At 59.8% G+C, this 25,902-nt stretch carries 25 protein-coding genes and 1 pseudogene; 7 read left to right on the top strand and 19 right to left on the bottom strand.

Translation table 11 applies throughout. From position 1 onward, the window contains the following. Positions 1-123: 123 nt before the first annotated feature. Positions 124-1,296 (bottom strand): ABC transporter substrate-binding protein, encoded by a 1,173-nt coding sequence (locus ABJH13_RS13245; RefSeq protein WP_348406687.1) that lies wholly within the window; start codon positions 1,294-1,296, stop codon positions 124-126. After that, positions 1,293-1,877 carry an ANTAR domain-containing protein gene (locus ABJH13_RS13240; RefSeq protein WP_348406686.1) on the bottom strand — a complete coding sequence of 195 codons (585 nt, stop codon included), beginning with the start codon at positions 1,875-1,877 and terminating at the stop codon, positions 1,293-1,295. Before ABJH13_RS13240 ends, ABJH13_RS13245 begins: the two co-directional genes overlap by 4 nt. A gap of 175 nt (positions 1,878-2,052) precedes the next feature. On the opposite strand from ABJH13_RS13240, the gene ABJH13_RS13235 reads away from it, so the two are divergent. Beyond that, complete coding sequence (locus tag ABJH13_RS13235) at positions 2,053-3,288, top strand: putative DNA modification/repair radical SAM protein (protein ID WP_348406685.1); 1,236 nt, start codon at positions 2,053-2,055, stop codon at positions 3,286-3,288. Next, positions 3,285-4,094: pseudogene (locus ABJH13_RS13230) on the top strand (TIGR03915 family putative DNA repair protein); the annotation flags it as partial. The gene ABJH13_RS13235 and the pseudogene ABJH13_RS13230, both read left to right, overlap by 4 nt. Before the next feature lie 148 nt (positions 4,095-4,242). Here the strand turns inward: ABJH13_RS13230 and ABJH13_RS13225 are convergent. The 3 genes from ABJH13_RS13225 to ABJH13_RS13215 all read right to left on the bottom strand — a co-directional run bounded on the left by ABJH13_RS13225 (position 4,243) and on the right by ABJH13_RS13215 (position 6,917). Further along, a complete protein-coding gene (locus tag ABJH13_RS13225) occupies positions 4,243-5,613 on the bottom strand; it encodes a glutamate--cysteine ligase (RefSeq protein ID WP_348406684.1) in 1,371 nt (456 codons plus the stop codon). A gap of 66 nt (positions 5,614-5,679) precedes the next feature. Then, the gene (locus ABJH13_RS13220) at positions 5,680-6,207 is read right to left on the bottom strand and encodes a hypothetical protein (protein ID WP_348406811.1); all 528 of its coding nucleotides are present in this window, start codon (positions 6,205-6,207) and stop codon (positions 5,680-5,682) included. Continuing rightward, entirely contained in the window at positions 6,198-6,917 is a 720-nt protein-coding gene (locus tag ABJH13_RS13215; RefSeq protein WP_348406683.1) for a 16S rRNA (uracil(1498)-N(3))-methyltransferase, read from the bottom strand. The genes ABJH13_RS13220 and ABJH13_RS13215 overlap by 10 nt, the downstream gene beginning before the upstream one ends. A gap of 23 nt (positions 6,918-6,940) precedes the next feature. On the opposite strand from ABJH13_RS13215, the gene ubiA reads away from it, so the two are divergent. The 3 genes from ubiA (at position 6,941) to ABJH13_RS13200 (ending at position 10,179) form a co-directional block, all read left to right on the top strand. Then, entirely contained in the window at positions 6,941-7,903 is a 963-nt protein-coding gene (gene ubiA, locus ABJH13_RS13210; protein ID WP_348406682.1) for a 4-hydroxybenzoate octaprenyltransferase, read from the top strand. 61 nt (positions 7,904-7,964) lie between these two features. Beyond that, positions 7,965-9,863 carry an OmpA family protein gene (locus ABJH13_RS13205; RefSeq protein ID WP_348406681.1) on the top strand — a complete coding sequence of 633 codons (1,899 nt, stop codon included), beginning with the start codon at positions 7,965-7,967 and terminating at the stop codon, positions 9,861-9,863. Next, the gene (locus tag ABJH13_RS13200; RefSeq protein WP_348406680.1) at positions 9,856-10,179 is read left to right on the top strand and encodes a hypothetical protein; all 324 of its coding nucleotides are present in this window, start codon (positions 9,856-9,858) and stop codon (positions 10,177-10,179) included. Before ABJH13_RS13205 ends, ABJH13_RS13200 begins: the two co-directional genes overlap by 8 nt. Before the next feature lie 69 nt (positions 10,180-10,248). Here ABJH13_RS13200 and ABJH13_RS13195 read toward each other — a convergent pair whose 3' ends face one another. From ABJH13_RS13195 to ABJH13_RS13155, 9 genes are all read right to left on the bottom strand, one after another. Further along, the gene (locus ABJH13_RS13195; RefSeq protein ID WP_348406679.1) at positions 10,249-10,701 is read right to left on the bottom strand and encodes a molybdenum cofactor biosynthesis protein MoaE; all 453 of its coding nucleotides are present in this window, start codon (positions 10,699-10,701) and stop codon (positions 10,249-10,251) included. Positions 10,702-10,706: 5 nt separating this feature from the next. Beyond that, positions 10,707-10,952: a molybdopterin converting factor subunit 1 gene (moaD, locus tag ABJH13_RS13190; protein WP_348406678.1), complete on the bottom strand. Its 246-nt coding sequence runs from the start codon at positions 10,950-10,952 to the stop codon at positions 10,707-10,709. Beyond that, the gene (gene pgsA, locus ABJH13_RS13185) at positions 10,949-11,617 is read right to left on the bottom strand and encodes a CDP-diacylglycerol--glycerol-3-phosphate 3-phosphatidyltransferase (RefSeq protein WP_348406677.1); all 669 of its coding nucleotides are present in this window, start codon (positions 11,615-11,617) and stop codon (positions 10,949-10,951) included. Before pgsA ends, moaD begins: the two co-directional genes overlap by 4 nt. 126 nt (positions 11,618-11,743) lie before the next feature. Then, the gene (gene uvrC, locus ABJH13_RS13180) at positions 11,744-13,627 is read right to left on the bottom strand and encodes an excinuclease ABC subunit UvrC (protein ID WP_348406676.1); all 1,884 of its coding nucleotides are present in this window, start codon (positions 13,625-13,627) and stop codon (positions 11,744-11,746) included. A gap of 281 nt (positions 13,628-13,908) precedes the next feature. After that, positions 13,909-14,787 carry an SDR family oxidoreductase gene (locus ABJH13_RS13175; RefSeq protein ID WP_348406675.1) on the bottom strand — a complete coding sequence of 293 codons (879 nt, stop codon included), beginning with the start codon at positions 14,785-14,787 and terminating at the stop codon, positions 13,909-13,911. Continuing rightward, on the bottom strand, positions 14,712-15,662 hold the full coding sequence (locus ABJH13_RS13170) for a calcium/sodium antiporter (RefSeq protein ID WP_348406674.1): 951 nt from the start codon (positions 15,660-15,662) through the stop codon (positions 14,712-14,714). Before ABJH13_RS13170 ends, ABJH13_RS13175 begins: the two co-directional genes overlap by 76 nt. Before the next feature lie 172 nt (positions 15,663-15,834). Next, positions 15,835-16,632: a S49 family peptidase gene (locus ABJH13_RS13165; RefSeq protein WP_348406673.1), complete on the bottom strand. Its 798-nt coding sequence runs from the start codon at positions 16,630-16,632 to the stop codon at positions 15,835-15,837. 69 nt (positions 16,633-16,701) lie between these two features. Continuing rightward, the gene (locus ABJH13_RS13160) at positions 16,702-17,463 is read right to left on the bottom strand and encodes an ABC transporter permease (protein WP_348406672.1); all 762 of its coding nucleotides are present in this window, start codon (positions 17,461-17,463) and stop codon (positions 16,702-16,704) included. Beyond that, entirely contained in the window at positions 17,460-18,398 is a 939-nt protein-coding gene (locus ABJH13_RS13155; RefSeq protein ID WP_348406671.1) for an ABC transporter ATP-binding protein, read from the bottom strand. Before ABJH13_RS13155 ends, ABJH13_RS13160 begins: the two co-directional genes overlap by 4 nt. Positions 18,399-18,569: 171 nt before the next feature. Here ABJH13_RS13155 and ABJH13_RS13150 point away from each other — a divergent pair, with 171 nt between their 5' ends. Next, positions 18,570-19,547 (top strand): DMT family transporter, encoded by a 978-nt coding sequence (locus ABJH13_RS13150; protein WP_348406670.1) that lies wholly within the window; start codon positions 18,570-18,572, stop codon positions 19,545-19,547. Between the two features lie 38 nt (positions 19,548-19,585). On the opposite strand, the gene ABJH13_RS13145 is transcribed toward ABJH13_RS13150, so the two are convergent. The 3 genes from ABJH13_RS13145 to ABJH13_RS13135 form a co-directional block, all read right to left on the bottom strand. Then, positions 19,586-19,903, bottom strand: a complete 318-nt coding sequence (locus ABJH13_RS13145; protein ID WP_348406669.1) for a polymer-forming cytoskeletal protein — start codon at positions 19,901-19,903, stop codon at positions 19,586-19,588. A gap of 158 nt (positions 19,904-20,061) precedes the next feature. Next, positions 20,062-21,024: an NADPH:quinone oxidoreductase family protein gene (locus tag ABJH13_RS13140; protein WP_348406668.1), complete on the bottom strand. Its 963-nt coding sequence runs from the start codon at positions 21,022-21,024 to the stop codon at positions 20,062-20,064. A 65-nt stretch (positions 21,025-21,089) separates the two neighbouring features. After that, positions 21,090-22,235 carry an alpha-D-ribose 1-methylphosphonate 5-triphosphate diphosphatase gene (locus tag ABJH13_RS13135; protein WP_348406667.1) on the bottom strand — a complete coding sequence of 382 codons (1,146 nt, stop codon included), beginning with the start codon at positions 22,233-22,235 and terminating at the stop codon, positions 21,090-21,092. A gap of 53 nt (positions 22,236-22,288) precedes the next feature. On the opposite strand from ABJH13_RS13135, the gene ABJH13_RS13130 reads away from it, so the two are divergent. Then, complete coding sequence (locus ABJH13_RS13130; RefSeq protein WP_348406666.1) at positions 22,289-22,954, top strand: DUF1045 domain-containing protein; 666 nt, start codon at positions 22,289-22,291, stop codon at positions 22,952-22,954. Here the strand turns inward: ABJH13_RS13130 and phnN are convergent. Both phnN and ABJH13_RS13120 read right to left on the bottom strand, forming a co-directional pair. Continuing rightward, entirely contained in the window at positions 22,933-23,475 is a 543-nt protein-coding gene (gene phnN, locus ABJH13_RS13125; RefSeq protein ID WP_348406665.1) for a phosphonate metabolism protein/1,5-bisphosphokinase (PRPP-forming) PhnN, read from the bottom strand. The genes ABJH13_RS13130 and phnN overlap by 22 nt on opposite strands. A gap of 198 nt (positions 23,476-23,673) precedes the next feature. After that, positions 23,674-25,836 (bottom strand): esterase-like activity of phytase family protein, encoded by a 2,163-nt coding sequence (locus ABJH13_RS13120; protein ID WP_348406664.1) that lies wholly within the window; start codon positions 25,834-25,836, stop codon positions 23,674-23,676. Positions 25,837-25,902 lie beyond the last annotated feature (66 nt).

Below are 25,902 nucleotides of genomic sequence, written 5' to 3'. Positions count from 1 at the left end.
CTACCTGTGGGACAGTGATGCCCGGTCAAAGGCCACGCGATCAAGCGAAACTATGAGGATTTCGTCTACTTTTCTGCGACGCAGCATGCACAGCCTCGAATTTGCACAATTTACAGGCAGATTTCAGCACTGCGGCTCAAATGTGCGCCCATCAAAGAACTGATTACGGCACAGAATCACACGGCCACCCGCCGAGGCAACGGCGGTATCATCACCCAACGCGCCTTCGATCTTGGACGATGCGCCGGGCAAATCGGCGCTGGTGCCCTCAAGCGCTGCGCGGAACAAATCAGACCGGTAGACCCCCGCTGCCGCGATGCGTGCACCGGCCGGATCTGCGCCCGTGCGCAATGCCATTTGGTGCCCGATCCATTCCGCCTGGCTGCGCCACGGGAAATTTGCGGCCCCCCGGTTGAATTCCAGAAACTGATCGGTGCGGCGTTCTGCGCCTGCGGCGTTGATGGTCAACTGCCCCGTCAGCGCGCGTTCTATCATCTCGGGCGGCAGGTCTAGGTATTGAGGCCGGCTAAGCAGCTCTGCGGCCAGCAAGGTTGACCCCTCTTCGGCCAACCAACGCCCCGCCCGCCAGACAGACCGGATCAACCGGAACAACAACGATTGTTCTGTGTCCGCCCAGTCCTGCCGCACTGCCAGTACCTTTTCAGGGGCGAAATTCCAGATCGCGGCCCCCGGCAACAACAAGGCGCCCTGCCCCCGTTCGACCGCGCGCGACCCCCAAGGTTCGCCCACGCAGAACGCATCAATCTCACCTGCCGCGATGGCTTCGGCCATCAAGGTCGGAGGCACAGTTTTGATCTGGATCTGATCGCGCGCAGCAGACCCCAGCGCGGCCAACCAGTAATAAATCAGTTCGGCGTGCATCGAAAAGGGAAAGGGCACACCAATGCGCAGCGGTCCATTGCTGGCCTGCGTTAACGCCAGCCCCGCCGCACGCGCGTCTTTGAAATCAAAGGTGTATCCATTGTCGCGCAGCCGGTCTTCCAGCTCGCGTTTGACCCCGACCACATTGCCGTTGACCGACAACACCGACACCGCCGCCAAAGGTGTGCCGCCGCCGCCCACCCCCATCGCGCAGGCCACCGGCACCGTCGATAACATATGTGCGGCGTCCACCTGCCCAAAGCTGAGCATGTCGCGCAGGCTAGACCACGACGGCGCGCTGCGCAGGTCAAGCGAGATGCCCTCTTGCGCGGCAAACCCCATTTCTTGTGCCACAATCAACGGGGCCGCATCGACCAACGGGATAAACCCAACGGATAACGCCGACGTTCTCATGACAAAATTCCTGCCGCCGTGACCAGCGCCGCGGCAATGTCGGCCACGCGTTTGCCCTGATCCATCGCGGCTTTGCGCAAGATCGCATAGGCGGCGTCTTCTTCGACGTTGCGGGCCTTCATGATCATGCCTTTAGCGCGGTCAATCAGCTTGCGTTCTTCGAGCGCGCGTTTGGTTTCGGCCAATTCAGCGCGCATCCGTTGAAACATCCGAAACCGGGCGATGGCCGCATCCAACACCGGTTTGACCCGCGCGGGCTGCATCCCATCGACCACATAGGCCGATACGCCCGCCTCGATCGCGGCATCGGTCAGCCCCGCCTCGGACCGGTCCACAAACATCGCAACGGGGCGGTCCAACGGACCCGACGCAAGCGCCAGTTCTTCTAGGGTGTCGCGCGACGGATCCGCGATGTCGATCAACACCATATCAGGTTGGCGCGCCTTGATTTCCTGCGCCAGCCGCGTGGGCTCGGCGATCACCTGCACCTCAAAGGCACCCGCCTGATGCAATCCTTCGACGATCTGCAACGCACGGTCACGATCTGCCTCAACGACAATTATGGACATCTTTGCTGACATAAAGGCGACATCGCGCGGCTGCGCGGCTGATGTAAACCGGCGACTGCATTCTGTGTCAGTCTGCGCTGCAGCGCGGCATCAAACGTCTAATATTTAGGCGGTTTCACACGATTTACGGCGTTACCCTTGTTGGAACGGGCTTGCATCAAAGAGAGTTGGAACATAACATGAACATATGGCAAGACTCTCCCTCGAAGACAAACTGGCGATCCTTAGCGATGCGGCCAAATATGACGCCTCTTGCGCCTCGTCAGGGTCAACCCGACGCGACAGCCGCGATGGCAAGGGGCTGGGCTCCAACGAAGGGTCGGGCATTTGCCACGCCTACACACCAGATGGGCGTTGCATCAGCCTGCTCAAGATCCTGATGACCAATTTTTGCATCTATGACTGCGCCTATTGCATCAACCGGGTGTCATCAAACGTCCCGCGGGCGCGGTTTTCGGTGGATGAGGTCGTGACCCTGACCATCGAATTTTACCGGCGCAACTATATTGAGGGGCTGTTTTTGTCGTCGGGCATCATCCGGTCGCCGGATGCGACCATGTCAGATATGGTTCGGATCGCGCGCAAACTGCGCCAAGAAGAGAATTTTCGCGGCTATATTCACCTCAAGACCATCCCTGATGCCGCCCCTGAATTGATAGAAGAAGCCGGGCAGTTGGCTGATCGCCTATCGATCAACGTGGAATTGCCGACAGATGCGTCCGTCCGGCAATACGCGCCCGAAAAGAACCCCGATCAGATCCGTCAGGCCATGGCAGATGTGGGCAAGCGCCGGCAAGCCGCCAAAGATCGCACCCACACCGGGCGCCGCGCGCCGCGTTTTGCCCCGGCCGGTCAATCAACGCAGATGATCGTGGGGGCCGATGGCGCCAACGACAGCACGATCCTTGGGCAATCCACGCGGCTTTATGGCAATTATGGTCTGAAACGTGTGTATTATTCTGCGTTTTCACCAATACCGGATGCGTCGTCACGCTTGCCGCTGATCAGCCCGCCGTTGCAACGCGAACACCGGCTGTATCAGGCCGACTGGCTGCTGCGGTTCTACGATTTTGGGCTGGACGAGATCACCAGCACCACGCGGGATGGCAACCTAGACCTAGACGTTGACCCAAAACTGGCGTGGGCGCTGGCGCACCGGGCCGATTTCCCTGTGGATGTGAACCGCGCCAGCCGCGAATTGCTGCTGCGGGTGCCGGGGTTCGGGGTGAAAACCGTCAAGCGCATTTTGGGCACCCGGCGGCACCGGCGCATCCGTTATGAAGATCTGATCCGCATCGGCGCGTCCGTCAAGAAGGCGCAGTCGTTTATTGTGGCAGACGGTTGGACCCCCGGCGCCCTGACCGACAGCGCCAATTTGCGCGCCCGCTTTGCGCCGCCCCCCGAACAGCTGAGCCTGTTTTGACCGGGCGCGTCACCCTACCCCGCATCGGCACCCAAGATGCATGGCGCACGGCCGCCCGTGGGTTTCTGTCGGCGCAGGTCCCGCCCGAGGCCCTGAGCTGGACCGACCAAACCGACGGATCGGGGTTGTTTGACACCCCCGCCGACGTGCCGCCGCCCCAACGTCCCGTGACCGTCCCGCGTGCGTTTGTGTCGCTGGGAAATTCCGTTGTGTGGCACAGCCGCGCGGACAGGTTTGATCAGCTCTATCGCTTTGCGTGGCGTTTGCAGACCCAGCCCGGCCTGATCCGTGACCGGGGCGACCCGCAGCTTGCAGACCTGCGGCGCATGGAAAAGGCAGTGCATCGGTGCCAGCACAAAATGAAAGCCTTTGTGCGGTTTCGCGAGATTGGCGACAAGACCGCAACGCGGCGCAGGTTTGCCGCATGGTTTGAGCCCACGCACCACACCATTGAGCCCACCGCAACATTTTTTGCCCGGCGGTTCGCCGATATGGATTGGTGCATTTTCACCCCCGATGTCTCTGCCATGTTCGAAAACGGGGCGCTGCGGTTTTCGCGCGATCTACCCCGCCCGGACTTACCCGAAGACGCCAACGAAGGGCTTTGGATCACGTATTTCCGCAACATCTTTAACCCGGCCCGCCTCAAGGTGCAGGCGATGACATCGGAAATGCCCAAGAAATACTGGCACAACATGCCCGAGGCCGTGATCATCCCTGACCTCATCGCCAACGCCCCTGCCCGCGCCCGCGCGATGGCCGACGCCGCCCCGACCTTGCCGCCGCTGCGCACCGAACGCGTGCAAAAAGCCGCCCGCGCGCTGGCGCGCCATGCATCTGATGATGTACTGATCGAAGATGCATCCGGTGCGGACGACATGTTAGTGCCGCGCAAAACAAAGGCCGCCCAGTAAGGCGGCCTTTTGCGGGCATGTCACATTGTCACGTGTCGGATCAGTAGGAATAATCCGCGTAGATCTTATCCAAATCGCCGCCCCAATCACCGTGATACCGCTCTAGCAGTTCATCTGCGGGGACTTTGCCAGTTTCCACGCTTTCATGCAGGGCGTTCAGGAAATGGGTTTCATCGGGGACCATACCGCCTGCACCCGCACGCGCGCGGGCCTTTAGACCCACCGCACTGATCGCCACGGCCTCGCGAGCGATGTCGTGCAATTTGATCCCTTGCACCTCGGCCTGCAGCCCATCTACGGCGGCCGCCACCCGCATCATATCGCGTGTGCCCATATCCCAGTTTTTGACCAGATCCCAGGCCGCATCCAGCGCCGTCTGATCATACATCAGCCCGACCCAAAACGCCGGCAACGCGCACAGCCTGCGCCACGGTCCGCCATCGGCCCCGCGCATTTCGATGAACCGTTTCATGCGGGCTTCGGGGAAGGCGGTGGTCAGATGGTCTGCCCAATCGCTTAGCGTCGGGATCTCGCCCGGCAGTGCGGCCAATTTGCCCTGCAGGAAATCCCGGAACGACTGGCCAAGCGCATCGATATATTGGCCGTCGCGGTAGACAAAATACATCGGCACATCCAGCGCATATTGCACCCATGCCTCAAAGCCAAAACCGTCTTCGAAGACAAAGGGCAACATGCCCGTGCGCGACGCATCCAAGTTGCGCCAAGACACGCTGCGCCATGATTTATGCCCGTTCGGACGGCCTTCGAAAAACGGTGAATTGGCAAACAGCGCGGTCGCAATAGGCTGCAAGGCCAAGCCCACACGCATCTTTTGCACCATGTCCGCTTCGGACCCGAAATCGAGGTTCACCTGAACCGTGCAGGTGCGCCGCATCATCACGCGCCCCATGCTGCCGACCCGTGTCATGTAGTCGTTCATCAGCGCATAGCGGCCTTTGGGCATCAGATCCATGTCATCATGTGACCACTGCGGCGCCGCCCCAAGCCCGATAAACCCCGCGCCGATCCGGTCGGCGACGTCCTGCACTTCGCGCAGGTGGACGTTCACCTCGTCGCAGGTTTCGTGGATTGTCTCGAGCGGGGCGCCCGACAGTTCCAGCTGCCCGCCCGGTTCCAGCGAGATATTCGCGCCGTCTTTTTCCAACCCGATCAGCTTGCCGCGTTCTTCGACGGGGGCCCAGCCGTGGCCGTCGCGCAGCCCTTCCAGCATGATCCGGATGGATCTGTCGCCTTCATAGGGCAGCGGTTTGAGCGTGTCTTTGCAATAGCCGAACTTTTCGTGTTCGGTGCCGATGCGCCATTGATCCTTGGGCTTGCATCCGTCTTCGAGATACTGCGCAAGTTGGTCATGGGATGTGATCGGTCCGCCACCGGATTGAGGGATAGACATGAGGCAGGCTCCGTTCATTCAAAAGATGTGTTCAACGTGCAGGGATGAGGTGATTTTCCGGTTGTGTCAATGCACACCGAGAACAGGCACCCGCGTGCCGTTACGTTGCCAGATCACAATAATGTGCCCCCCCGTGCCTTGCAGCGCCTGCAACATCCGCTGTGTACGCAACCCCGGCAGGGTCGCAAAGGCATCAAACAGGGCGTCTGCCCCGTCTGCATTCACTGGGATCAGCAGATCGGGTTGGCCGTTTTGCGTCAATCGCCAGTGGGCAGGATGCTGCCCGCGGTCCAGCGCCAGCACCCGCAATTCGCGCAGCGCCACAACGCCCCCCGTCAACGGCCCGAAATACGTGATTTGGCCTTCGTCGACACGGATGGTGCCGGGCCCCTGACCGCTGCTGCGAAACCGTGCGCGCTGCACGCCAACCCAGATCAGCGCAGCGCCAGCGACCATCAACGCCACCGCTGGTAAGACCAACAACCGACCCGGCCCAATCAACCACCACGCGCCCAAGGCCACACATGCCCCACCGGCAAGGGCCTCGCGCCAACGCATCAGCTGCGCGCGTGCTTCGGGGCGGATCATACCCAATCCCCCAACGCGGCCTGCCACAGGGTCAAGGCCGCCACGGCCGCCGTATCAGCCCGCAACACCCGTGGCCCCAACGACACAGGGTGCGCCTGATCAAACCCGCGCAAACGGGTCCGTTCTGCTGGGGAAAACCCACCCTCTGGCCCGATCAAAATCGCCCATGGCCCGCGTGTTGTGGGCAACGCAGGTTTCAGCGCCAGCTGGGTTTCATCACAAAACATGATCTGCCGGTCTGTGCCCCAATCGGCCAACATCCGGTCGAATCGCACCAGTGGCGCGACCTCAGGCACAAAGGTGCCGCCACATTGTTCGGCGGCTTCTACCGCGTGGGCCTGCAACCGGTCGCGTTGAACGCGGCCCGCGTTGGTATACTCCGTCTGCACTGGCACGACCCGCGCGGCGCCCATTTCAACAGCTTTTTCAACGATAAAATCGGTGCGCGCCTTTTTGATCGGGGCAAAGAGCAACCACAGATCAGGCGGCATTTGCAAAGGTCGCGTTTGCTGCACCACCTGCAAGACCCCGCGCCGTTTGCCCGCCTCGACGACATCAGCCAGCCATTCACCGCTGTGCCCGTCAAACAGCAACACCTGCGCGCCCACATCCAACCGCATTACCCCAAAAAGATAATGCGCCTGGTCCCGCGACACTGGAACCGATTGCCCCTGCTGCAAGGCATGCTCTACATAAAGCCTGATTTTGGCTGTCACCTGTTCATCCATGAGAGAGACATATGCAAAACCTTACGCCTGCGCCAGATGGCTCCGTCGCGGATGCCGTTCCTGACAATTGGGTTGATACAGTGGCCCCCGCATGGGCGCGCCCCTACCTGCGGCTTAGCCGCGCCGACCGCCCCGTCGGGACATGGCTGTTGCTGTTGCCGTGCTGGTGGGGGCTGGCGCTGGCGATGCTGCACGACCAACGCGCCGGTTGGTATGATCTGTGGATCGCGGTGGGCTGTGCCATGGGCGCGTGGCTGATGCGTGGGGCCGGTTGCACCTGGAACGACATCAGCGACCGCAAATTCGACGCAGCGGTAGACCGCACGCGGTCGCGGCCCATACCATCGGGGCAAGTCACCGTGACCGGCGCCGTGATCTGGATGTGCGCGCAGTCTGTGTTGTCGCTTTGCATTCTGCTAACTTTCAACATCGCGGCCATTGCGCTGGGTGTGTTGGCGTTGCTGCCGGTGGCCGTCTATCCGTTTGCCAAACGGTTCACATGGTGGCCGCAGGTGTTTTTGGGCCTTGCGTTCAACTGGGGGGCGCTACTGGCATGGGCGGCCCATAGTGGCACCCTGCATGCGCCCGCGATTGTATTGTACCTGGCGGGCATCGCCTGGACCCTATTCTACGACACCATCTATGCCCACCAAGACACCGAAGATGACGCGCTGATTGGCATCAAATCCACCGCGCGGCTTTTTGGCGACAAAACCGGCGCGTGGCTGCGGCGGTTCTTGATCGCGACGGTCGGGTTGATGGGTCTTGCCGTGATCTTTAGCGCGCTGCCGCACCCTTCGGTGTTGGCGATGATGCTGGCGCTGGTGGGCCCTTGGGCGATGGGCTGGCACATGACGTGGCAATTGCGCGGCCTCGACATCGACAATAACGCAAAATTGCTAGGATTGTTTCGCGCAAACCGCGATACCGGCATGATCCCGCTGCTGTTTTTCGCGGCGGCGTTGCTGGTATGATTGAAACCTGCGGCCGGGGCGCGTATCACAAAGGGATCCCGCACTCAGACCAACAGGTGCCATGACTTTGCCCGCTACTGTCTTGACCGCTTCGCTTTTTGTAACAGCCGCCGTGGCCGCCTTGGTCGCGGCCAATGCATCGGTGCAGCTGGTTGAAGATGCATCAGAAATCGGCGTGCGTGACGCGCTGGACACCAACGCCTTGGTTTGGGCCGAGGTCGAAGCAGACGGGTTACGCGTGATGCTATCGGGCACCGCCCCCACCGAGGCCCTTCGATTTCGGGCGCTGACCGCCGCTGGGACAATCGTAGATGCGGCCCGCGTCATTGACGACATGCACGTCGAAGCCGCCGACGCCATCACCCCACCTACGTTTTCTGCCGAGGTTCTGCGCAACACCGCCGGGCTATCGATCATCGGGCTGATCCCCCAATCCACCGACCGTGACGCCATGGTCGACGGGTTCGCCGACATGAGCCACCTGCCCGTGACAGACCTGTTGGAAACCGCCGATTACCCTGCGCCCGCCGGCTGGGAAGACGCGCTTGATTTCGCCATCGACGCCATCGAAGATCTGCCCCGCGCCAAAGTGTCGGTGACGGCCGGTCAGGTCCATGTGACCGCCATCACCGATGACATCGCCGCCAAAACCGCACTAGAGGCCGCGTTGATCCATGACGCCCCGCCGGACCTGCAACTGACCTTGGATATCACAGCCCCCCGGCCCGTGATCACGCCCTTTACGCTGCGTTTCGTGATGAACGATGCAGGCCCGCATTTCGACGCGTGCTCTGCGGATACCGAAGCCGCACAGCAGCGCATTGTCGCGGCCGCACAAGCTGCCGGGCTAGATGCACCCAACGCCTGCACCATCGGCATGGGCGTGCCTTCGCCCTACTGGGCGCAGGCCGTTGAAACCGGCATCAAGGCCCTTGCGGAACTGGGCGCAGGCAGCGTGACATTTTCGGATGCCGACGTGACGCTGGTGGCCGTTGAAGGCACCGACCAAAAGCTGTTTGACCGGGTGACCGGCGAATTGGAAACCGGCCTGCCCGAGGTCTTTGCGCTCTTTCCTGTACTGCCCAAAACGCCAGACCCAACATCAGGCCCCGTCGAATTTCTGGCGACACTTAGCCCCGAAGGGCAGGTGCAATTGCGCGGGCGTCTATCGGATGACAAAATGCGCAACGCCGCCGACAGTTTTGCGCGGGCAAAGTTCGGATCTAACAACGTGTATACCGCCGCGCGTGTGGTAGATGGCCTGCCCGTTGACTGGTCTGCGCGGGTGCTGACGGGGATACAGGCGCTCGCATTTTTGCACAATGGCGCCGTAACCGTCACCCCCGAGGCCATCAAACTGTCTGGCAAAACAGGCAACCAAAATGCTCGCGCCGCCGTGGCCCAGTTTATGGTCAGCAAGTTTGGCCAAGACACCACCTACGACATTGACGTGGTCTACGTTGAGGCGCTGGACCCCATCGCGGGCCTGCCAACGCCGCAGGAATGCGAGGCCGATATCGGGGCGATTACCGCCGCAGCCAAGATCACCTTTGAACCCGGCAGCGCCACGATAGACGAAAGCGCATTAAGCACCATGGATCGCATCGCCGAAGTGGTGGAACATTGCGGTGATATTCGCCTAGAGGTTCAGGGCCACACCGACAGCCAGGGCCGCGAAGAAATGAACCTATCGCTTAGTCAGGCGCGCGCAGAATCAGTGCTGAACGAGCTGCGCGCCCGTCGCGTGCTCACCAGTGCGTTCCTCGCGAAAGGCTATGGCGAAACACAACCCATAGCTGCAAATGACACCGAAGCAGGCCGTGAAGCCAACCGTCGCATCGAATTTCGCCTGATTGGCCCTCCTATTCCTCAACCACAAGGCGAAACAGCGCTGGAAAACGCCGCCGATTCCGGCGATATTGAGTCAGGTGAAGGTCTGGAAGGACAAGGCGATGAGTAGAACAGAGTTTGTCGTGGCAACGGCGATCATTCTCTTCGTGGCATTCTGTTTGGGGTGGTTCGCGAATTGGATTGCGCATCGGTTTAGCCGCGTTGCTGCCGATGATGTCGCGCAATTAGATCGGATGAGCCAAGAGCTGCATGAAGCCGAAGAAACCCGCGACCAAGCCATCACGTATCTGCAACAGCGCGAAGCCGAACTGACAAATCAGTTAGCCCAAACCGAAGCAGAATTGCGCGCGGCCATGGATGGCCTCCGAGATGCCCGGCAAGAAACCGAAGAGTTGCGCACACAGCTGACCCACGAGCCTGCTTAACCACGCGCGACACCCTGCCACCATATGCAATGCTGCGTGGTCCCGGTGCCAAACGTTAAGGCATGTGTCTTAAGACGGCGTCCAACGGTGTAGTGCGTCTTCGTCCTCTGCGCGCGCATCCACCCATGCGGCCCCATCCGACGTGACTTCCCGCTTCCAGAAGGGCGCGCGTGATTTCAGGTAATCCATCAAGAACTCAGCCGCCTCAAACGCATCTTTGCGGTGCTTTGAGGCGGTCGCGACCATCATGATCATCTCGCCCGGCACAAGACGACCATGCCGGTGAATAACCAACACATCCCCCAACGACCACCGCGCCATGGCGTCTTGTGCAATGCGCGTCAATGCGGCCTCGGTCATGCCCGGATAATGTTCGATTTCCATGGCTTGCAACGGCGAGGTCTCACTATCGCGCACCACGCCCGTAAAGGTCACGACAGCGCCCATATTCATATGGCCCGCTGCAAATTGCGCGGTCTCGGCGCCCAGATCAAAGGGCGCATCCTCTACGACAATCCGCACGGCGCCTAGCCCCCCGTCATTGGTGGGAAAAAGGCGACCTCGCGCGCGCCCGCCAGAGGGGCGTCAAAATCCGTCAACTCTTGGTCAATGGCCACACGCAACGCAGAGCGATCAGCAAAGGCCACCGCATACCGGTCTTCGCGCGCAACGAGTTCATCGACAAGCTCCGAAACCGTGGTCGCGGCACTGTCGACTTCTTCGCGCGGCAGACCGATCCGTTCGCGTACCCACGCAAAATATAGCACATTCATTCGTTGCTTTCCTTCAAATGCGGCAAGGCTTTCCTAAAATAATCAACCCCAGTCACAAGGGTCAACCCAGCAGCCAGCCACAACAAAACCAAACCCCCGACGCCGGCCCATTCCATCGCGGCAAGTTTCCATCGCAGCCCCAGTAAATCAGGCTCTTCCCCGGCAAAGATAGCATTTACCATCGCCTGATCCATCCCGTAGGCCGACATGCCCAGATAATGCTCAAACACCCCTTGCGAAAACAGCACCGCAATCGCCACCATCTGAAACGTGGTCTTCCACTTGGCCAATATCGTGACCTTCAACGTGCCCGCGGTATCGCCCAAAAATTCGCGCAACCCCGAAACAAACACCTCGCGAAACAAGATCACAGTGGCAGGCAGCACCAACCAAGGCGACCAACTGGAAAACGCGACAATCACCATCAACGCGACCACAACCATCGCCTTGTCCGCAATCGGATCCAACATCGCACCCAATTTGGTTTCCTGCTTCCAGGCCCGCGCCAAATACCCGTCAAACCAATCCGTAATCGCCGCCGATACAAACAGCAGTAACGCGAACCAATCGGCATAAGGCCGGGTAAAATATAAAAACATCACCGCCACCATAGGCGCCGCGATCAACCGGATGATGGTCAGGATATTTGGCAAAGTCAGTGTCATTGCATCACCATACAACGCCCCCAATCGAGACGAAAGGCGCAACCGCACCCGCCGCTCATTGTTGGCCAACCCCCGCGCGTAACACGGCAATCAAGAATAGTGTCGCGCGCCAGCGCGGCCTTTGGATCACCCGCGTTCGTGGAAATAATCATAGATTTTTTCCGCCAGCGCGCCCGACACCCCCTCGACGGCTTTCAGGTCGCTCAGGTTCGCGCGCCCCACGGCCTTGGCAGAGCCAAAATGCGCCAACAACGCCCGTTTGCGTGCCGCCCCCACGCCCGGCACATCATCTAGCGGCGTGGCCCCCACCGCCTTGGACCGTTTCGCGCGGTGCGTTCCAATGGCAAATCGGTGCGCCTCATCGCGCATCCGCTGCACAAAGTACAACACAGGGTCATTGTGGCGCAGCGCAAACGTCGGCTTGCCCGTGCGATGAAATTCTTCCTTGCCCGCATCCCTGTCGATGCCCTTGGCCACGCCCACCATCGGAATGTCTTCGACACCGTATTCACGCATGATCATACGCACCGCACTCACCTGCCCCGCGCCCCCGTCGATCAAGAGCAAATCCGGCCAATGCCCCTCTTTACGTTCCGGGTCTTCTTTGATCAGGCGTTTGAACCGCCGTGTCAGGACCTCTTTCATCATCCCAAAATCATCCCCCGGCGTCAGATCATCGCCGCGGATGTTGAATTTACGGTACTGGTTTTTCATGAACCCCTCGGGCCCCGCCACGATCATGCCCCCCACGGCAAACGCACCCTGGATGTGCGAGTTGTCATAAACTTCGATGCGTGCAGGCGGCGCGTCTAGGCCAAAGGCCTCGGCGATGCCCTTCATCAACCGGGCCTGCGTGGCGGTCTCGGCCATCTTGCGCGCAAGGCTCTCGCGGGCGTTGCGCAAGGCGCTGTCTACCAGCTCTGCCTTTTCGCCCCGTTGCGGCACCAACAGCTCCACCTTACGGCCCAATTTGCCGCTCAACGCTTCGGCCATTAGGTCCGGGTTTTCGATCGCATTGCTCAGGATCAACTGCGGCGGCGGTTCGCGCGTGTCGTAAAACTGACCGATAAACGCCTCCAACACTTCGGCCGCATCCACGTCGGGCCCCACGCGAGGGTAATAGTCTTTGTTGCCCCAATTCTGATTGGCCCGGATGAAAAACACCTGCACACAGGCTTGTCCCCCGTCCATATGCAACGCGATGATATCAGCCTCGGCCACAGTTTGTGGATTGATCCCCTGCGCCGTCTGCACCTGCGTCAGCGCCTTGATCCGGTCGCGCAGGGCCGCGGCACGCTCAAACTCCATCGCCTCAGAGGCCTGCGACATGTCAGAGGCCAGCCGCGCCTGAATATCCGTCGTCTTGCCAGACAGAAACTTCTGCGCGTCGCGCACCGTCTGCCCATATTCGTCCGGTGAAATTTTGCCCACACAGGGCGCACTGCACCGTTTGATTTGATACTGCAAACACGGGCGCGTGCGGCTTTCAAACATCGAATCCGAACAATCCCGCAGCAAAAACACCCGCTGCAACTGGTTCAACGTCCGGTTCACCGCACCCGCACTGGCGAAGGGCCCGTAATACGCGCCCTTTTCCTTTTTCGCGCCTCGGTGTTTTTTGATCTGCGGATACCCGTGCTCTGCCGTGACCAGAATATTGGGAAAGCTCTTATCATCACGCAACAGCACGTTAAATTTGGGCTTTAGCTGCTTGATCAGGTTCTGCTCCAACAGCAGCGCTTCGGTCTCTGTGCGGGTGGTCAAAAACATCATCGACGCGGTCATCGATATCATCCGCGCAATCCGCGCACTGTGCCCAGAGGGGCGCGCGTAATTGCTGACACGGGCACGCAAATTACGCGCCTTGCCAACGTATAAAACGCGGCTTTCCACATCCAACATGCGGTACACGCCGGGCGATGTGTCCAGCGTTTTAAGATAGTCCTGGATCACGTCGTGGCCGGTGGCCACGTCCTTGGGCGGAACAGCGTCTGAGTCGTCAATCTGCATAGTATGATTCTAGCCTTGGCTGCACCGTAGGTGAAGAGACCGCAAGAGATAACCTTTCCACCATTCATGTGGATAACTCTGCCGATAACTTCTGAGCATCGATCGTTTTCCGTTGTAAGAAGGGGTTTTTCGTCACTTGCATAAAAAATAGGCGACAATTTAACACATTGATTTTGCTTGTTATTTTCTTTTACGCGGTGCAAGTTTTTGAAAACAAACACATTTTAGTAACGAATACGTAAGACTCATTAACGGCGTGCAAAACTTTCCTGCCCTGCGGTTTATTCAACCCCTAAAACGTCCGGTGTTTGCCACGCCAAATGCTGCCCACCATCAACGCATAGCAACTGCCCCGTCACCGCAGGCGCATCCAAAAAATAACCAACGGCCGCCGTGATATCGCCTGTGTTCGCGCCCCGCTCCAGTGTAGTATTGGCCCGCTGGGTGGCAAAATGCTCTGCCGACTGCCGCGCGCCCTGCAACGTCGGACCGGGGCCAATCGCATTGACCCGGATAGCCGGTGCCAGCGCCTGCGCCGAGGTCTGCGTCAGCGCCCAAAGACCCATCTTGGCCAATGTATAGGTCATGAATTCTGGCGTCAGCTTGCGCACCCGTTGGTCGATCATATTTACGATTAAACCTGCAGCCTGCGGCTCATTCGCGCTGTCCGACAGAGGCACCAACCCCTGGCCGACCATCTTTTGCGATAACACAAACGGCGCACGCAGGTTGCTCTGCATGTGCCTGTCCCAAGTGGCCCGCGTGGCGCTCTCTATGGTGTCATATTCAAAGATCGACGCATTGTTGACCAAACAGGTCACGGGCCCGTCAAACGCAGCGGCTGCCGCATCAAATAATGCCTCAGTTGCGGCATCCTCCAACAGATCGGCCTGCAGCGCCACAGCGCGGCCCCCTGCGGCCTCGATACTGGATACCGTCTCCTGCGCGCCCTGATGGGAAGACGCGTAGTGCACCGCCAGATCAAACCCGCGCCCTGACAGATAAAGCGCGATTGCGCGGCCAATCCGGTGCCCTGCACCCGTCACCAGTGCTGTCGCCATGGTCGTTTCCCTTTGCTGGGCGGTCAGCTGAGCACGATCACCAGATAGGTCACATAAAGACCGCTTAGGATCACCCCCCAAAACCGCGTGATGTTCCATGATAGATAGACGAAGGGCAGCAAAAGAACAGAGGCGCCCAACATAACCCACAGGTCAAACCGTAAAAACGCGGGGTCAACGGGGATCGGACCCACAAAGCTCGTAATCCCGATAATCGCCAGCAGATTGAACATGTTGGACCCGATCACATTGCCAAGCGCCACGTCCGCCTGCCGTCGCAACGCCGCCATCACCGTTGTGGCCAGCTCTGGCAAAGAGGTGCCAATCGCCACCAGCGTCAGCCCAATCACCGTATCAGAAATGCCGTAGGTTTTGGCGATGATCGTGGCGTTATCTACTAGTAAACTGGCCCCCAACGGCAGCCCGACCATCCCCAGCACCAAAAACATCCCGATCCGCCACCACGGCATATCGGGGTCGGCGCCTTCGGGGTCTTCATCGGGGTCGCCTATACACGCACGCCGGTGCAAATGCGCATCACGAATGGCATCCCCCAACATCAAAAACAGCGCCACCAACAAAACGGCGCCCGCGATCCAGTCAAACACCCCGCGAAAGGCCAGCAGGATAAACAGCAGGCTGGCCCCGATCATGATATTGTATGTTTTTCGCGTATTACACTCAGAGGTGTGCATCGTCGCCAGCAAGGCCGGCACCCCTAAAACCAGCAAAATATTCGCAGTGTTCGACCCCACCACATTGCCAAGCGCCAAGCCCGGAGCCTGATCCAGTATCGCCTGCACCGAAATCAACAGCTCGGGCGCAGAGGTCCCAAAGGCCACAATCGTCAAACTGACGATCAACGCCGGAACCCCAAGGCGCAGGGACACGTTCACCGCCCCCTTTACCAACGCATCCCCTGCCAAAAGCAGTAAAATCAGGCCAAAACCACACAGCACCCAAGGCAGGATCATGCACCGTCCCCTTTACCACATCCGCAAGGGCCACGCCCAATTCGATAGCGCCCGCACCGGCGGCATTTTGCGTTGGCCAAACGTTTGCCGCCCAACCAATGCATTTTGCCAAACATTGCCAACACGACCATGACGACCAGAAACAGGGTCACAATTTTGAAAATCATCAGCGCTAAAGCCCGAACTGCGCAAAGGCGCTGCGCTCTTCGATCCCGTGCAGGGCATCCCCCGCCAGTTGCGTGCCAAAGCGCGACAGGAAGGGTTTGCGCACGCCGTACCGGTTGAATTTGACCTTGGCGCCAAATCGCGCCTGCATCATCGGTTTCATGTGCCCAATGCCATCGATCAACCCCAGATCAACGGCTTTGCGCGCCAGCCAGATCTCGCCGGTGAACAAATCGCGGTCTTCGGGCAGCTTGCCTTTGCGGCGCGCAGTGATGTGGTCTTTGAAATTCACATGGATATCATCGAGCAGCTCTTTCAGCCGTGCGACGTCTTCGGGGTTGGCCGGGCGGAAAGGGTCCAGCATGGATTTCGATTTTCCGGCCGTATAGACCCGCCGTTCTATCCCTTGCTTTGCCAAAAATTCATGCGCCCCAAAAGACGACGAAATCACCCCGATAGACCCAACAACCGAACTGTCGTCAGCGTAGATCTCATCTGCCGCCGCGGCCAGCCAATAGCCCCCCGATGCGGCCACATCTTCGACAAATGCGATGACGGGTATGTTCTTTTCTTCGGACAGCCGCCGAATGCGCGCCCCAATCAACGAAGACTGCACCGGGCTGCCGCCGGGCGAATTTATCTCTAGGATCACGGCCTTGGGTTTGCCGCGCGCAAAGGCCTTTTCAATGACGGGCGCGAGGCTTGCGTCGTTCAAAGCCGCCCGACCCGACGCCGCAATCATACCCGACAGGCGAATAACAGCGACCGTTGGGTCGGATTTCAAAAATGGTATCCAGCGTTTCATGTGTCCCCATGTAGAATGCCGCCCCGTCGCAAACAAGGAGGCAAGCCCGGAGAGTTTCACTTTGCGGCTTTATTGTCGAATGCGCCAACCGGTTTTGAAAATCCAACCGATGACCAACAGGCACGCCCCGGTAAACGCGGTGATCGCCAGCAGCGACAGGCCAATCGGCACATCCGCCGCGCCAAAGAACGACCACCGAAAGCCGGAAATCAAGTACACAACGGGGTTAAAAAACGAAATCGTCTGCCAAACCGGCGGCAACATCGAGATCGAGTAAAACGACCCGCCCAAAAACACCAAGGGCGTCACCACCAACAAAGGCACCAGTTGCAGCTGTTCGAAATTGCCCGCCCAAATGCCGATGATAAACCCAAATAGCGAAAAGCTGATACAGGTCAGCAGCAAAAACACCACCATCGCAAATGGGTGTTGGATCTGCACATCCACAAAAAAGAACGCGGTCACCAAGATGACGACTCCGACAAACAACGCCTTGGTCGCTGCCGCCCCCACATACCCCGCCACGATTTCCAAAAAGTTTACCGGCGCAGACAGTAATTCGTACATCGTGCCGATAAATTTCGGGAAATAGATGCCAAAAGACGCGTTGGAGATCGACTGAGTGATCACCGACAGCATGATCAGGCCCGGCACGATAAAGGCCCCATAACTGACGCCTTCGACCTCGGTGATCCGGCTGCCGATGGCTGCACCAAAGACCACAAAATACAGTGACGTCGACAGCACCGGCGAGAAAAAGCTTTGCGCCAATGTTCGGAAAAACCGTGCCATCTCAAACAGGTATATTGCCTTGATCGCTGTCCAATTCATTGGGTGTTGTCCTTGTCATCGTGCACCAAGTCCACGAAAATATCCTCTAGGCTGCTTTGACGGGTAACCACATCGCGCAGCACCAGACCCGCCGCCGCGACATCCTGCAATAGCTTGGTGATCCCTGTGCGTTCGGCGCGGGTGTCGTAGGAATAGGTCAGCGTGCGCCCGTCGTCCGCCCGCACCAAACCATACCCCGCCAGCGCCTCTGGCACAGCGTCCAGCGGGGCCGACAGTTGCACGTCCAACTGTTTGCGCCCCATGCGCGCCATCAGGTCATCTTTGTCTTCAATCAACAGCAACTCGCCCTTGGCAATCACCCCGATGCGGTCTGCGATGGCTTCGGCCTCTTCGATGTAATGGGTGGTCAAAACGATGGTGACGCCGTCAGCCTTGAGCGCCTTGACGATCTCCCACATGTCTTTGCGCAGCTCTACGTCGACGCCCGCGGTGGGTTCGTCCAAAAACAACAAACGCGGTTCGTGGCTGAGCGCCTTGGCGATCAACACGCGACGTTTCATCCCGCCTGACAGGGCGCGGATCTGCGTGTTGCGTTTGTCCCACAACGACAGCTGCCGCAAAATCCGCTCAATTTCAGCGTCGTTGCGTGGTTTGCCAAACAGGCCGCGTGAAAACCGCACCGTGCTGATCACCGTCTCAAAGGGCTCTAGGTTGATTTCCTGTGGCACCAACCCGGTGATCGCACGGGCCTGACGGAACCCGCTAATGATATCATGCCCGCCTACCGTCACACTTCCAGACGTGGCATTCGTGATCCCACAAACCGTTGAAATCAGGGTGGTTTTACCCGCGCCATTGGGGCCAAGCAACGCCAGTATTTCGCCCTGTTCAATCGACAGATCCACCGCCTTAAGCGCCTCAAACCCATCGCGATATGACTTGCGCAGCGCTTTGATTTCGAGAATGGGGGGCATGACGTTCAGATCCTATGCGAGGTCGCGCGCAACCTAGAGGCCCACACGCCAAGTTGAAAGCGCGCCAATGCACAGCCCCCTCTGCGCTGTGTGCACAAAGGTATTTCCGCAGCGCCGCGTCCTTTCGCAAACCGGCTCGACAGCGCAAACAGGCCTGATAGGACCACCGGTATGAACACCCTGCCCCATAATCGCGCCGGCCTTGGCATTGCCTTTATCACCGCCGGAATATGCGCCATTTCGATCAACGACATGTTGATCAAACAGCTGTCGGGCGGGTACCCCCTGCATGAAATCGTTTTTCTACGGTCAAGCATCGGGTTGATGTTTTCGCTGGGCCTGCTGCACATGGAAGGCGGCTGGCGGATACTCAAAACCAAAACCCCCGGTTTGCACCTGATCCGCGGGCTGCTGATCGTGATCGCCAACATGAGCTATTTCGTGGCGCTCGCGGCGATCCCGCTGGCAGATGCCACGGCGCTGTTTTTTGCCGCGCCGCTTTTTATCACCGTTCTGAGCATCCCCATCTTGGGGGAAAAAGTCGGAGCGATGCGGCTGTCGGCGGTGGTGGTGGGGTTTGCGGGCGTGGTGGTCATGCAACGCCCCTGGGCCGCAAGCGACACATTGGACGTCTCGCGGTTGGTGCTGTTGCTGCCCGTTCTGGGGGCGTTGGCCTATGCGTTAAACCAGTTGATGACCCGCAAACTGGGCGTCGACAGCAAAGCATCCGCGCTTGCGATCTACATTCAGGCCAGCTTTATCGCGGTGTCGGTGGGGTTCTACATCGTCGCGGGCGATGGGCGGTTTGCCACCGAAAACGCCACCGCGCCGGTGCAGTTTCTGTTGCGCGCCTGGGTCTGGCCCACGCCCGCTGATTGGTGGGTCATGATTGGCATGGGCGTCAACGCTGGCATTATCGGGTACTGCCTCAGCCAAGCCTACCGGATGGCCGATGCCGCAACCATCGCGCCATTCGAATACATCGGCCTGCCGTTGGCGGTGTTTTGGGGGTGGCTGGTGTTTTCAGACCTACCAACCTGGGAGGTCTGGGCCGGGATCGCATTGATCTTGGGCGCCGGGTTGTTTGTGTTTTTGCGCGAACGCCGCAAGGCGCGCATCGTCGCGCGCACCACGGTCATGCGGCGATGAACCACCACATGACCGGGCAAGCCCGTTAAAACGCGCGGTTATTCAGCGCCCGTCACATTGATATTGCCAACGACCCGCGCACCGCTTTCGGTGGTCATGGTCTGTGCGGTTACCTCGCCGCGCACCTGCGCAGTCGAGGCAAATCTGAGGTCATCACATTTGATGCTGCCCTTGTGCTTGCCTTCGACCGCCACCCGCTTGGCCGACACAACCCCATCCACCGAGCCTGTCAACTGTACGTTGATCGCCTCCCCCGTGACATCCCCGACGACGGATCCCTTGATGTCCACACTTCCGCTCTTTGAAACAACGTTGCCGTCGATTTTCAGGTCTTCTTCGATCGTAGAACTTGCCACATTGATTTCCTCTCGGCGTGATATCCAAGAACCCTAGAACGCTCAGGGCGCTTTGAAAACCTTGTTAGAAAGCGAACCATACTGTGAGCAATGGATCGCTGCCAAAAAACCACTTGTTTCCACCGCCCACAATCGCCGGTATTTGTGGCGCCGCGCCCTTATGCGACGCTGACAACAACCTTTCCCGTCGCCGTGCGGTTGCGCAGCAAATCAAGCGCCGCGTTGGCTTGCTCCAACGGCAAAACGTTGCTGACGTGTGGTTTGATTTTGCCCTGCACATACCACTCCGTCAGGACCTTGAAACTGTCAGTCAAAACGCGTGGGTTCACCCGCGTGTATCCGCCCCAATAAAACCCGATCACTGTTAGGTTTTTGACCAACAGGTGGTTGGCCGGAATCTGCGGCACCTCGCCACTGGCAAACCCCAGCGGGATCAACCGCGCCTCGGGGTTGCACGCGCGCATCGCCGCCTTGAACTGGTCGCCGCCAATCGGGTCATAGACCACATCTGCGCCCCCCAACCCCTTGACGATATTACGGATGTCATCGGTTTCTGAGTTGATCAGATGGTCCGCGCCCATCGTCTGCGCCACCTTTAGCTTGGCATCGCCGCGCGCCACGGCAATGACTTCGGCGCCCATCAACTTGCCCAGTTCTACGGCCGTTAATCCAACACCGCCCGACGCACCCAGCACCAACAACCGTTCGCCCGCGCGCAAATGCGCCTTGTAGTCCAGCGCCACATGGCTGGTGCCATAAGCAATCAAAAACGCGGCCGCATGCGCATCTGTCATTACATCGGGCACCGGCACGCAAATATTGGCCGGGATCGCGGCATACTCGGCCAACGCATCAAACCCGCAATAGGCCGCAACACGCTGCCCTACCGCCAAGCCCTGCACCCCCGCGCCCACCTCAGTGACCGTGCCGCACAGTTCCATGCCCAACGTAAAAGGGCGCGCGGGTTTTTCCTGATAGGTCCCTTTTATGATCAACAGATCACCAAAATTTAACCCACAGGTGTGCACCTTGACCTGCACCTGTCCGGGGCCTGCAGTGGGCCGCGGGATATCCCGCAAGACCAAAGGCTGCCCCAATTCCGTAACCTGCATCGCGCGCATAATTGCCCCCTTTAAATGTGCCTCTCACAAGGCCAGAGCACGCCCAGATTGGCAAGTGCCGCGTATCAGCCCACGCGGTTCCCCTGCGACCACACCCCGCGCAAAACCGGCGTGCCCCCAACCACCCCAAAGCGGATCAGATCTGCGCGCAGTCCCAGCGCAATGCGCCCACGGTCCGTCAGGTGACTGCCCGCCGCTGGGTGCGCCGTGACGGTGGCCAACCCGCGCGCGACATTGCCCCAAAGTTCGCCCAGTTGCACCGCGCCTTTCAGCAAGGCGGCGGGCACGTAATCTGACGATAAAATATCAAGCAAATCATGGTGCGCAAGATCCTGCGCCGCCACATTCCCCGAATGCGACCCACCCCGCACAAGGTTCGGCGCCCCCATGATGATCAAAATCCCTTTGTCGCGGCAGGCCTGCGCCGCTGCACGTGTTGTCGGAAATTCCGCCACCGTCACGCCTTGGGTTGCGGACGCCGCAACCTGCGCTGCGGTGGTGTCATCATGGCTGGCCAGTGTCGCGCCGTACCGTGCGGCGGCGGCAACCGTCGCGGTTTCGTGGGCATCGCCCAACCGGGCCCGCAGCGCATAAAGATGCGCCACATGGTCGCTAAATTCCGCCGCCGACATACCGCGTTTGCCGCGCACGTAGGCTTCGAATTTGGCAAGGTCGCGAAACTGGCGCTGACCGGGGGTGTGATCCATCAACGACACGATCCCCACGCCGTCATCCGGGCCGAATTCGTCCAATTCGTCAGGCAGGGTCTCAGAACACACCTCCGCGCGCAAATGCAGGTGGTGGCTGATCCGCAGCGCCCCATGTTGCCGCATATGCGCGATCTCATCGGCCAATCTGCGCGCGTATTTGGGCAACCGGCTGGGCGCATTGGTCAAAATCGACCCAACCCGGATGGCGTCAAAAACCGTGGTGATGCCGACACTTGCTAGTTCCGCATCATGCGCCACAATCGCGGCATCATGGGGCCAATCGACCTTGGGGCGAGGCTGAACGTGGCGTTCCAGATTGTCGGTGTGCAATTCGATCAGACCGGGGCACAGGTAATCGCCCTTGCAATCCACCGCGCCTGCGGGCACCGCCGTGCCTGTGTCGATACCGGTAATCTGGCCGTTTGCGATGGTCACGGCCCCGGTGATCACCTCGTCCAGCAAAACAACTTTTGCATTTGCGAAAATAGTCTGGGATGTCATGCGCCTGTAATCCTGCAATGAAAGAACGTGGTCGCAAAATGGGGTCTGATGCAATGGAATTTACACGCTACGGGGTTTATTTCACACCACGGCCCGGCGCATTTGCACAGGCAGGCGCCCATTGGTTGGGCTGGGATCTGGCAGCGGGGCAACACGTGGGCACCCCAGACGATGCCATCACCGCACGGCCCCGCAAATATGGGTTCCACGGGACGATCAAACCGCCCTTCCGGTTGGCCGATGACACAACCGCCGCCGGTCTGCACGATGCGCTGACGACCTTGGCGGGGGGGCTTGGGCCCGTGGCGCTTGATGGGCTGACACTGTCGCAGATCGGGTCGTTTCTGGCGCTGACCCCAACCGGCGATGTTCGAGATCTGGCGGCGCTGGCGGCCACTGTGGTCAAAGAGCTTGATGGGTTTCGCGCGCCCCCAACCAACGCCGAACTGGCCCGCCGCAACCCGTCGCGCCTGACCCCCGCCCAACAAGACAACTTGGCGCGGTGGGGCTATCCGCATGTCATGGAGGCGTTCAAGTTTCACATGACCCTGACCGGCCCCCTGCCCCACGCCCTGATCGGCAGCACGCGCGCTGACGCCAATGCCCATTTCGCCGACCTTTCGCCGCGCCCTTTTGTGATCGACAGCCTGACATTGGTGGGCGAAGGCTGCACGGGGATGTTTCATACGCTGCATCGTTACGGCCTAACCGGGAAATAGGCGCCGGTGATTTCGGCAACTGTGTCGGCCAAGGGTCGGTCGTTGCGCACCAAAGTCACAGGCACACCATCGGGCACGCCGTCGCCCTGACGGGTCAACCGCCCGGCAATTTGGTCGGTGGTTTCACGGCCGCGCGCGGCCAGCCGTGTGGCCCGTACCTGCGGCGGTGCGGTCAACCACACCACATGAAACGGGTCAAACAGCGCCTGCGCCTTGGGCAACACACCCCGAGACAGGTTTACAACCGCGTCTTGGCCTTGAGCCAACGCATCCAACACGGCGATGGGCACACCATACCGCAAACCATGCGCGCCCCAAGACAGCACAAACGCCCCCGCCGCGCGCCGCTGTTCAAATATGTCCGGGGTGACCCCTTCAAATGTCTCGCCCCCCGCGTCGGCAGGTCGTGTGATCACCCGCCGAACGAGGTAGAGCGCGGGATGCACTGCGCAGAGCGCCTCCATCACCGTGTCTTTGCCCACGCCCGATGGCCCGACCACCGCGATCAACCGCCCCGTCATTCGTACCCCCCGGTGACCGCCTCTGTCGCGCACCAGGATTTGCCGTAGATCATGCGCAGTGCCTTTGTTTTCTTGCCGCCCAATTGCCCCGGTGCGGCGGCGATACGGCCTGTTTGCCAGACCCTACAGCCTCGTAGGCGCGTTTAAAACCGGGCGGTTGCTGCGCCGAACATACCGCCCGGCGCAGCGCGTGCCAGTTTAATCGCCAACCACACCGATGGTAAAAAACATCGTTTCACCGGAATGGTCATCGACCCCGTCATTGTCCGTAGACACCCACGCCGTCCCGTCAGGCAAAATCGCCAGACCCTCGACCTTGTCGAGAACATACCCACCTGTCGATGTCAGATCGGGGATAAGATCGCGTACCAAGGTCTTGGGCACCACAGGCAAATGCGACCCCAACAGCGCAGGCACCATGTCTTCCAAAGACACCGCATAGATCTTTTTGGTTGCGGCCGCCTGCCCATGCTGGTTGTCGCGTTCGATGATATAAACGTGGTCACCGTGCAGGCTGATTTCGCTTAGCCCAACCCACCCGGTGTCTGTCGCCGTTTTGGGATAGAGCACCGCGCCCCATTCTTGGGTCTCTAGGTTGTAGGCCACCAGTTTGACGTGGTTTTCCGGGTCGTCTTTCCATTCCCGCTGGACCGGCATCCACAAGGTGTGACCAACCCGCGTGATCCCTTCAAAGCCAAAACGCGTCTCGACAGCCATTAACGCGGGCGGCAGGCCGATCTCTTGCGTGATGTCCCCACCTGCGTCGACCTTATAAAGCGCGTGCGGCGTGACCCTGTCTGTGCGCCCTTCAGACGCCACCCAAAAGCCGCCATCATCGGCCAATGCGATGCCTTCCATATCTAGCTTTTGCGCAGGCACCCCGTTGCGCGTCACATCTATCGCATCCACGATGCGGGCAGGCGTCACGGTGGGGTCAATCTTGAAGATACGCGGCTGGGCGCTGTAAAAGCTGTCGGACACGGCGTAGATCATGCCGTGCGCGTCCGCGACCATACCCGACAACGCGCCCCACCCTGTCAGGTTTGGCATCCCCGCCGATGTCAGGTGCGGGTAGGCTGCAGGGCCTTCGGCATACCGGTACACCATCACATGCGCGCGCGCCGCACCGTCCTCCAGACCGTCAAATTCATTGGCTGTGACCAGCAACCCGCGTTCGGGGATCGCCACGGCGCCTTCGGGGGACATGCCCGATGGTAACATCTGTTTCAACACCGGCGCAGCAGGGTCTGTCATGTCATACACCGCAACAATCGACGCGCGTTCTGCCATGACGAACAGATAGGGCGTGCCCCCGAAATGGGCGAATTCCATGCCCTCAGGTTCGACCCCTTTGCTGTCAGAACGTTTGTCGGGGTAGTGCCCGATCTGCACAATCGCGTGTTCCAAACTGGCGCCGCTTTCCCAAACCAACGTGCCGTCTTTGTGAAACACCGTCATGCCGCGCGCGCCGCCATCCATATCGCCCTCGTTGGCCGTCGCGAAGTGGTCGTCGTCGATCCATTGCACGCCGTCTGGTTCACGCAAACGGCCGGGTTGGCGTTGGTCAAACACCAACGACGCGCGATCATCAAGGGTATCGATCCCCTCCAGATCCACCGCGCCCGCCGACACATGCGACACCACGCGGCCCTCTTTGGTCACCACCGCGATGTGGTTGTTTTCTTGCAAGGTCACGACGATCTCGCCCAGCGCGTTGATGTCAACGAATTCGGGCTCTGGGTCCGTGCCCGCGATCTGGGCAAGGCCCGTCAGGCTGACACGTCTGAGCGTCGCACAGGCCACGGCGCCATCGATGATGTCGATCACAACCAAATCACCCGCAGGCATTTGCGGCACACGGCCTGTGCCGCGGTCTTCGTCACGTTCGTTTTCAATGGCGATTGCGATGAAAGACCCATCTTTGGCCCGCGCGGTGCTGTCAGGCTGCCCGCCCAGATCGCAGGTTGCGGTGATGCGCATATCGGCCAGATCCACCGTGGCCAGATGGCCCGACGGGGTGTCATAGCTTTGCGATGTATTGACCGCAACAAAGGCCATGTTGCCGATGACAGACACCGCCGTGGGTTCGCCCTGAACCTCCAACACGCCCAAAGGCGCCGGCGCGGCAGGGTCTGTGATGTCGATCATCCCGATTACGCCTGCCGGGCTGTCGGTGTACACCAGCGTCATCCCGTCGGCGGTGACATCGATGATCTCGGCGGATGTTTCACCAGGTGCGCCCCCAACGAAATTAGACGCCACCGGAAAAGACGCGATCCGATTAAAGGCGCGGTCTGCCAGGGCGGGCCCTGCGGCAACAGCCGTTACGAAGGTGCTGGCAAGCAGCAAGTGTTTGGTCATGGGGGTCCCCTTTGGTTCTGAACTGCGCACAAAGGCGCAGGGTCAGACCACAAAGGCATGACAGTT

The organism is Roseobacter sp., assembly GCF_039970775.1.
Taxonomy (GTDB): domain Bacteria; phylum Pseudomonadota; class Alphaproteobacteria; order Rhodobacterales; family Rhodobacteraceae; genus Roseobacter.
The sequence above is the reverse complement of the archived record's forward strand: the minus strand, read 5'-3'. Positions and strand labels throughout refer to the sequence as shown.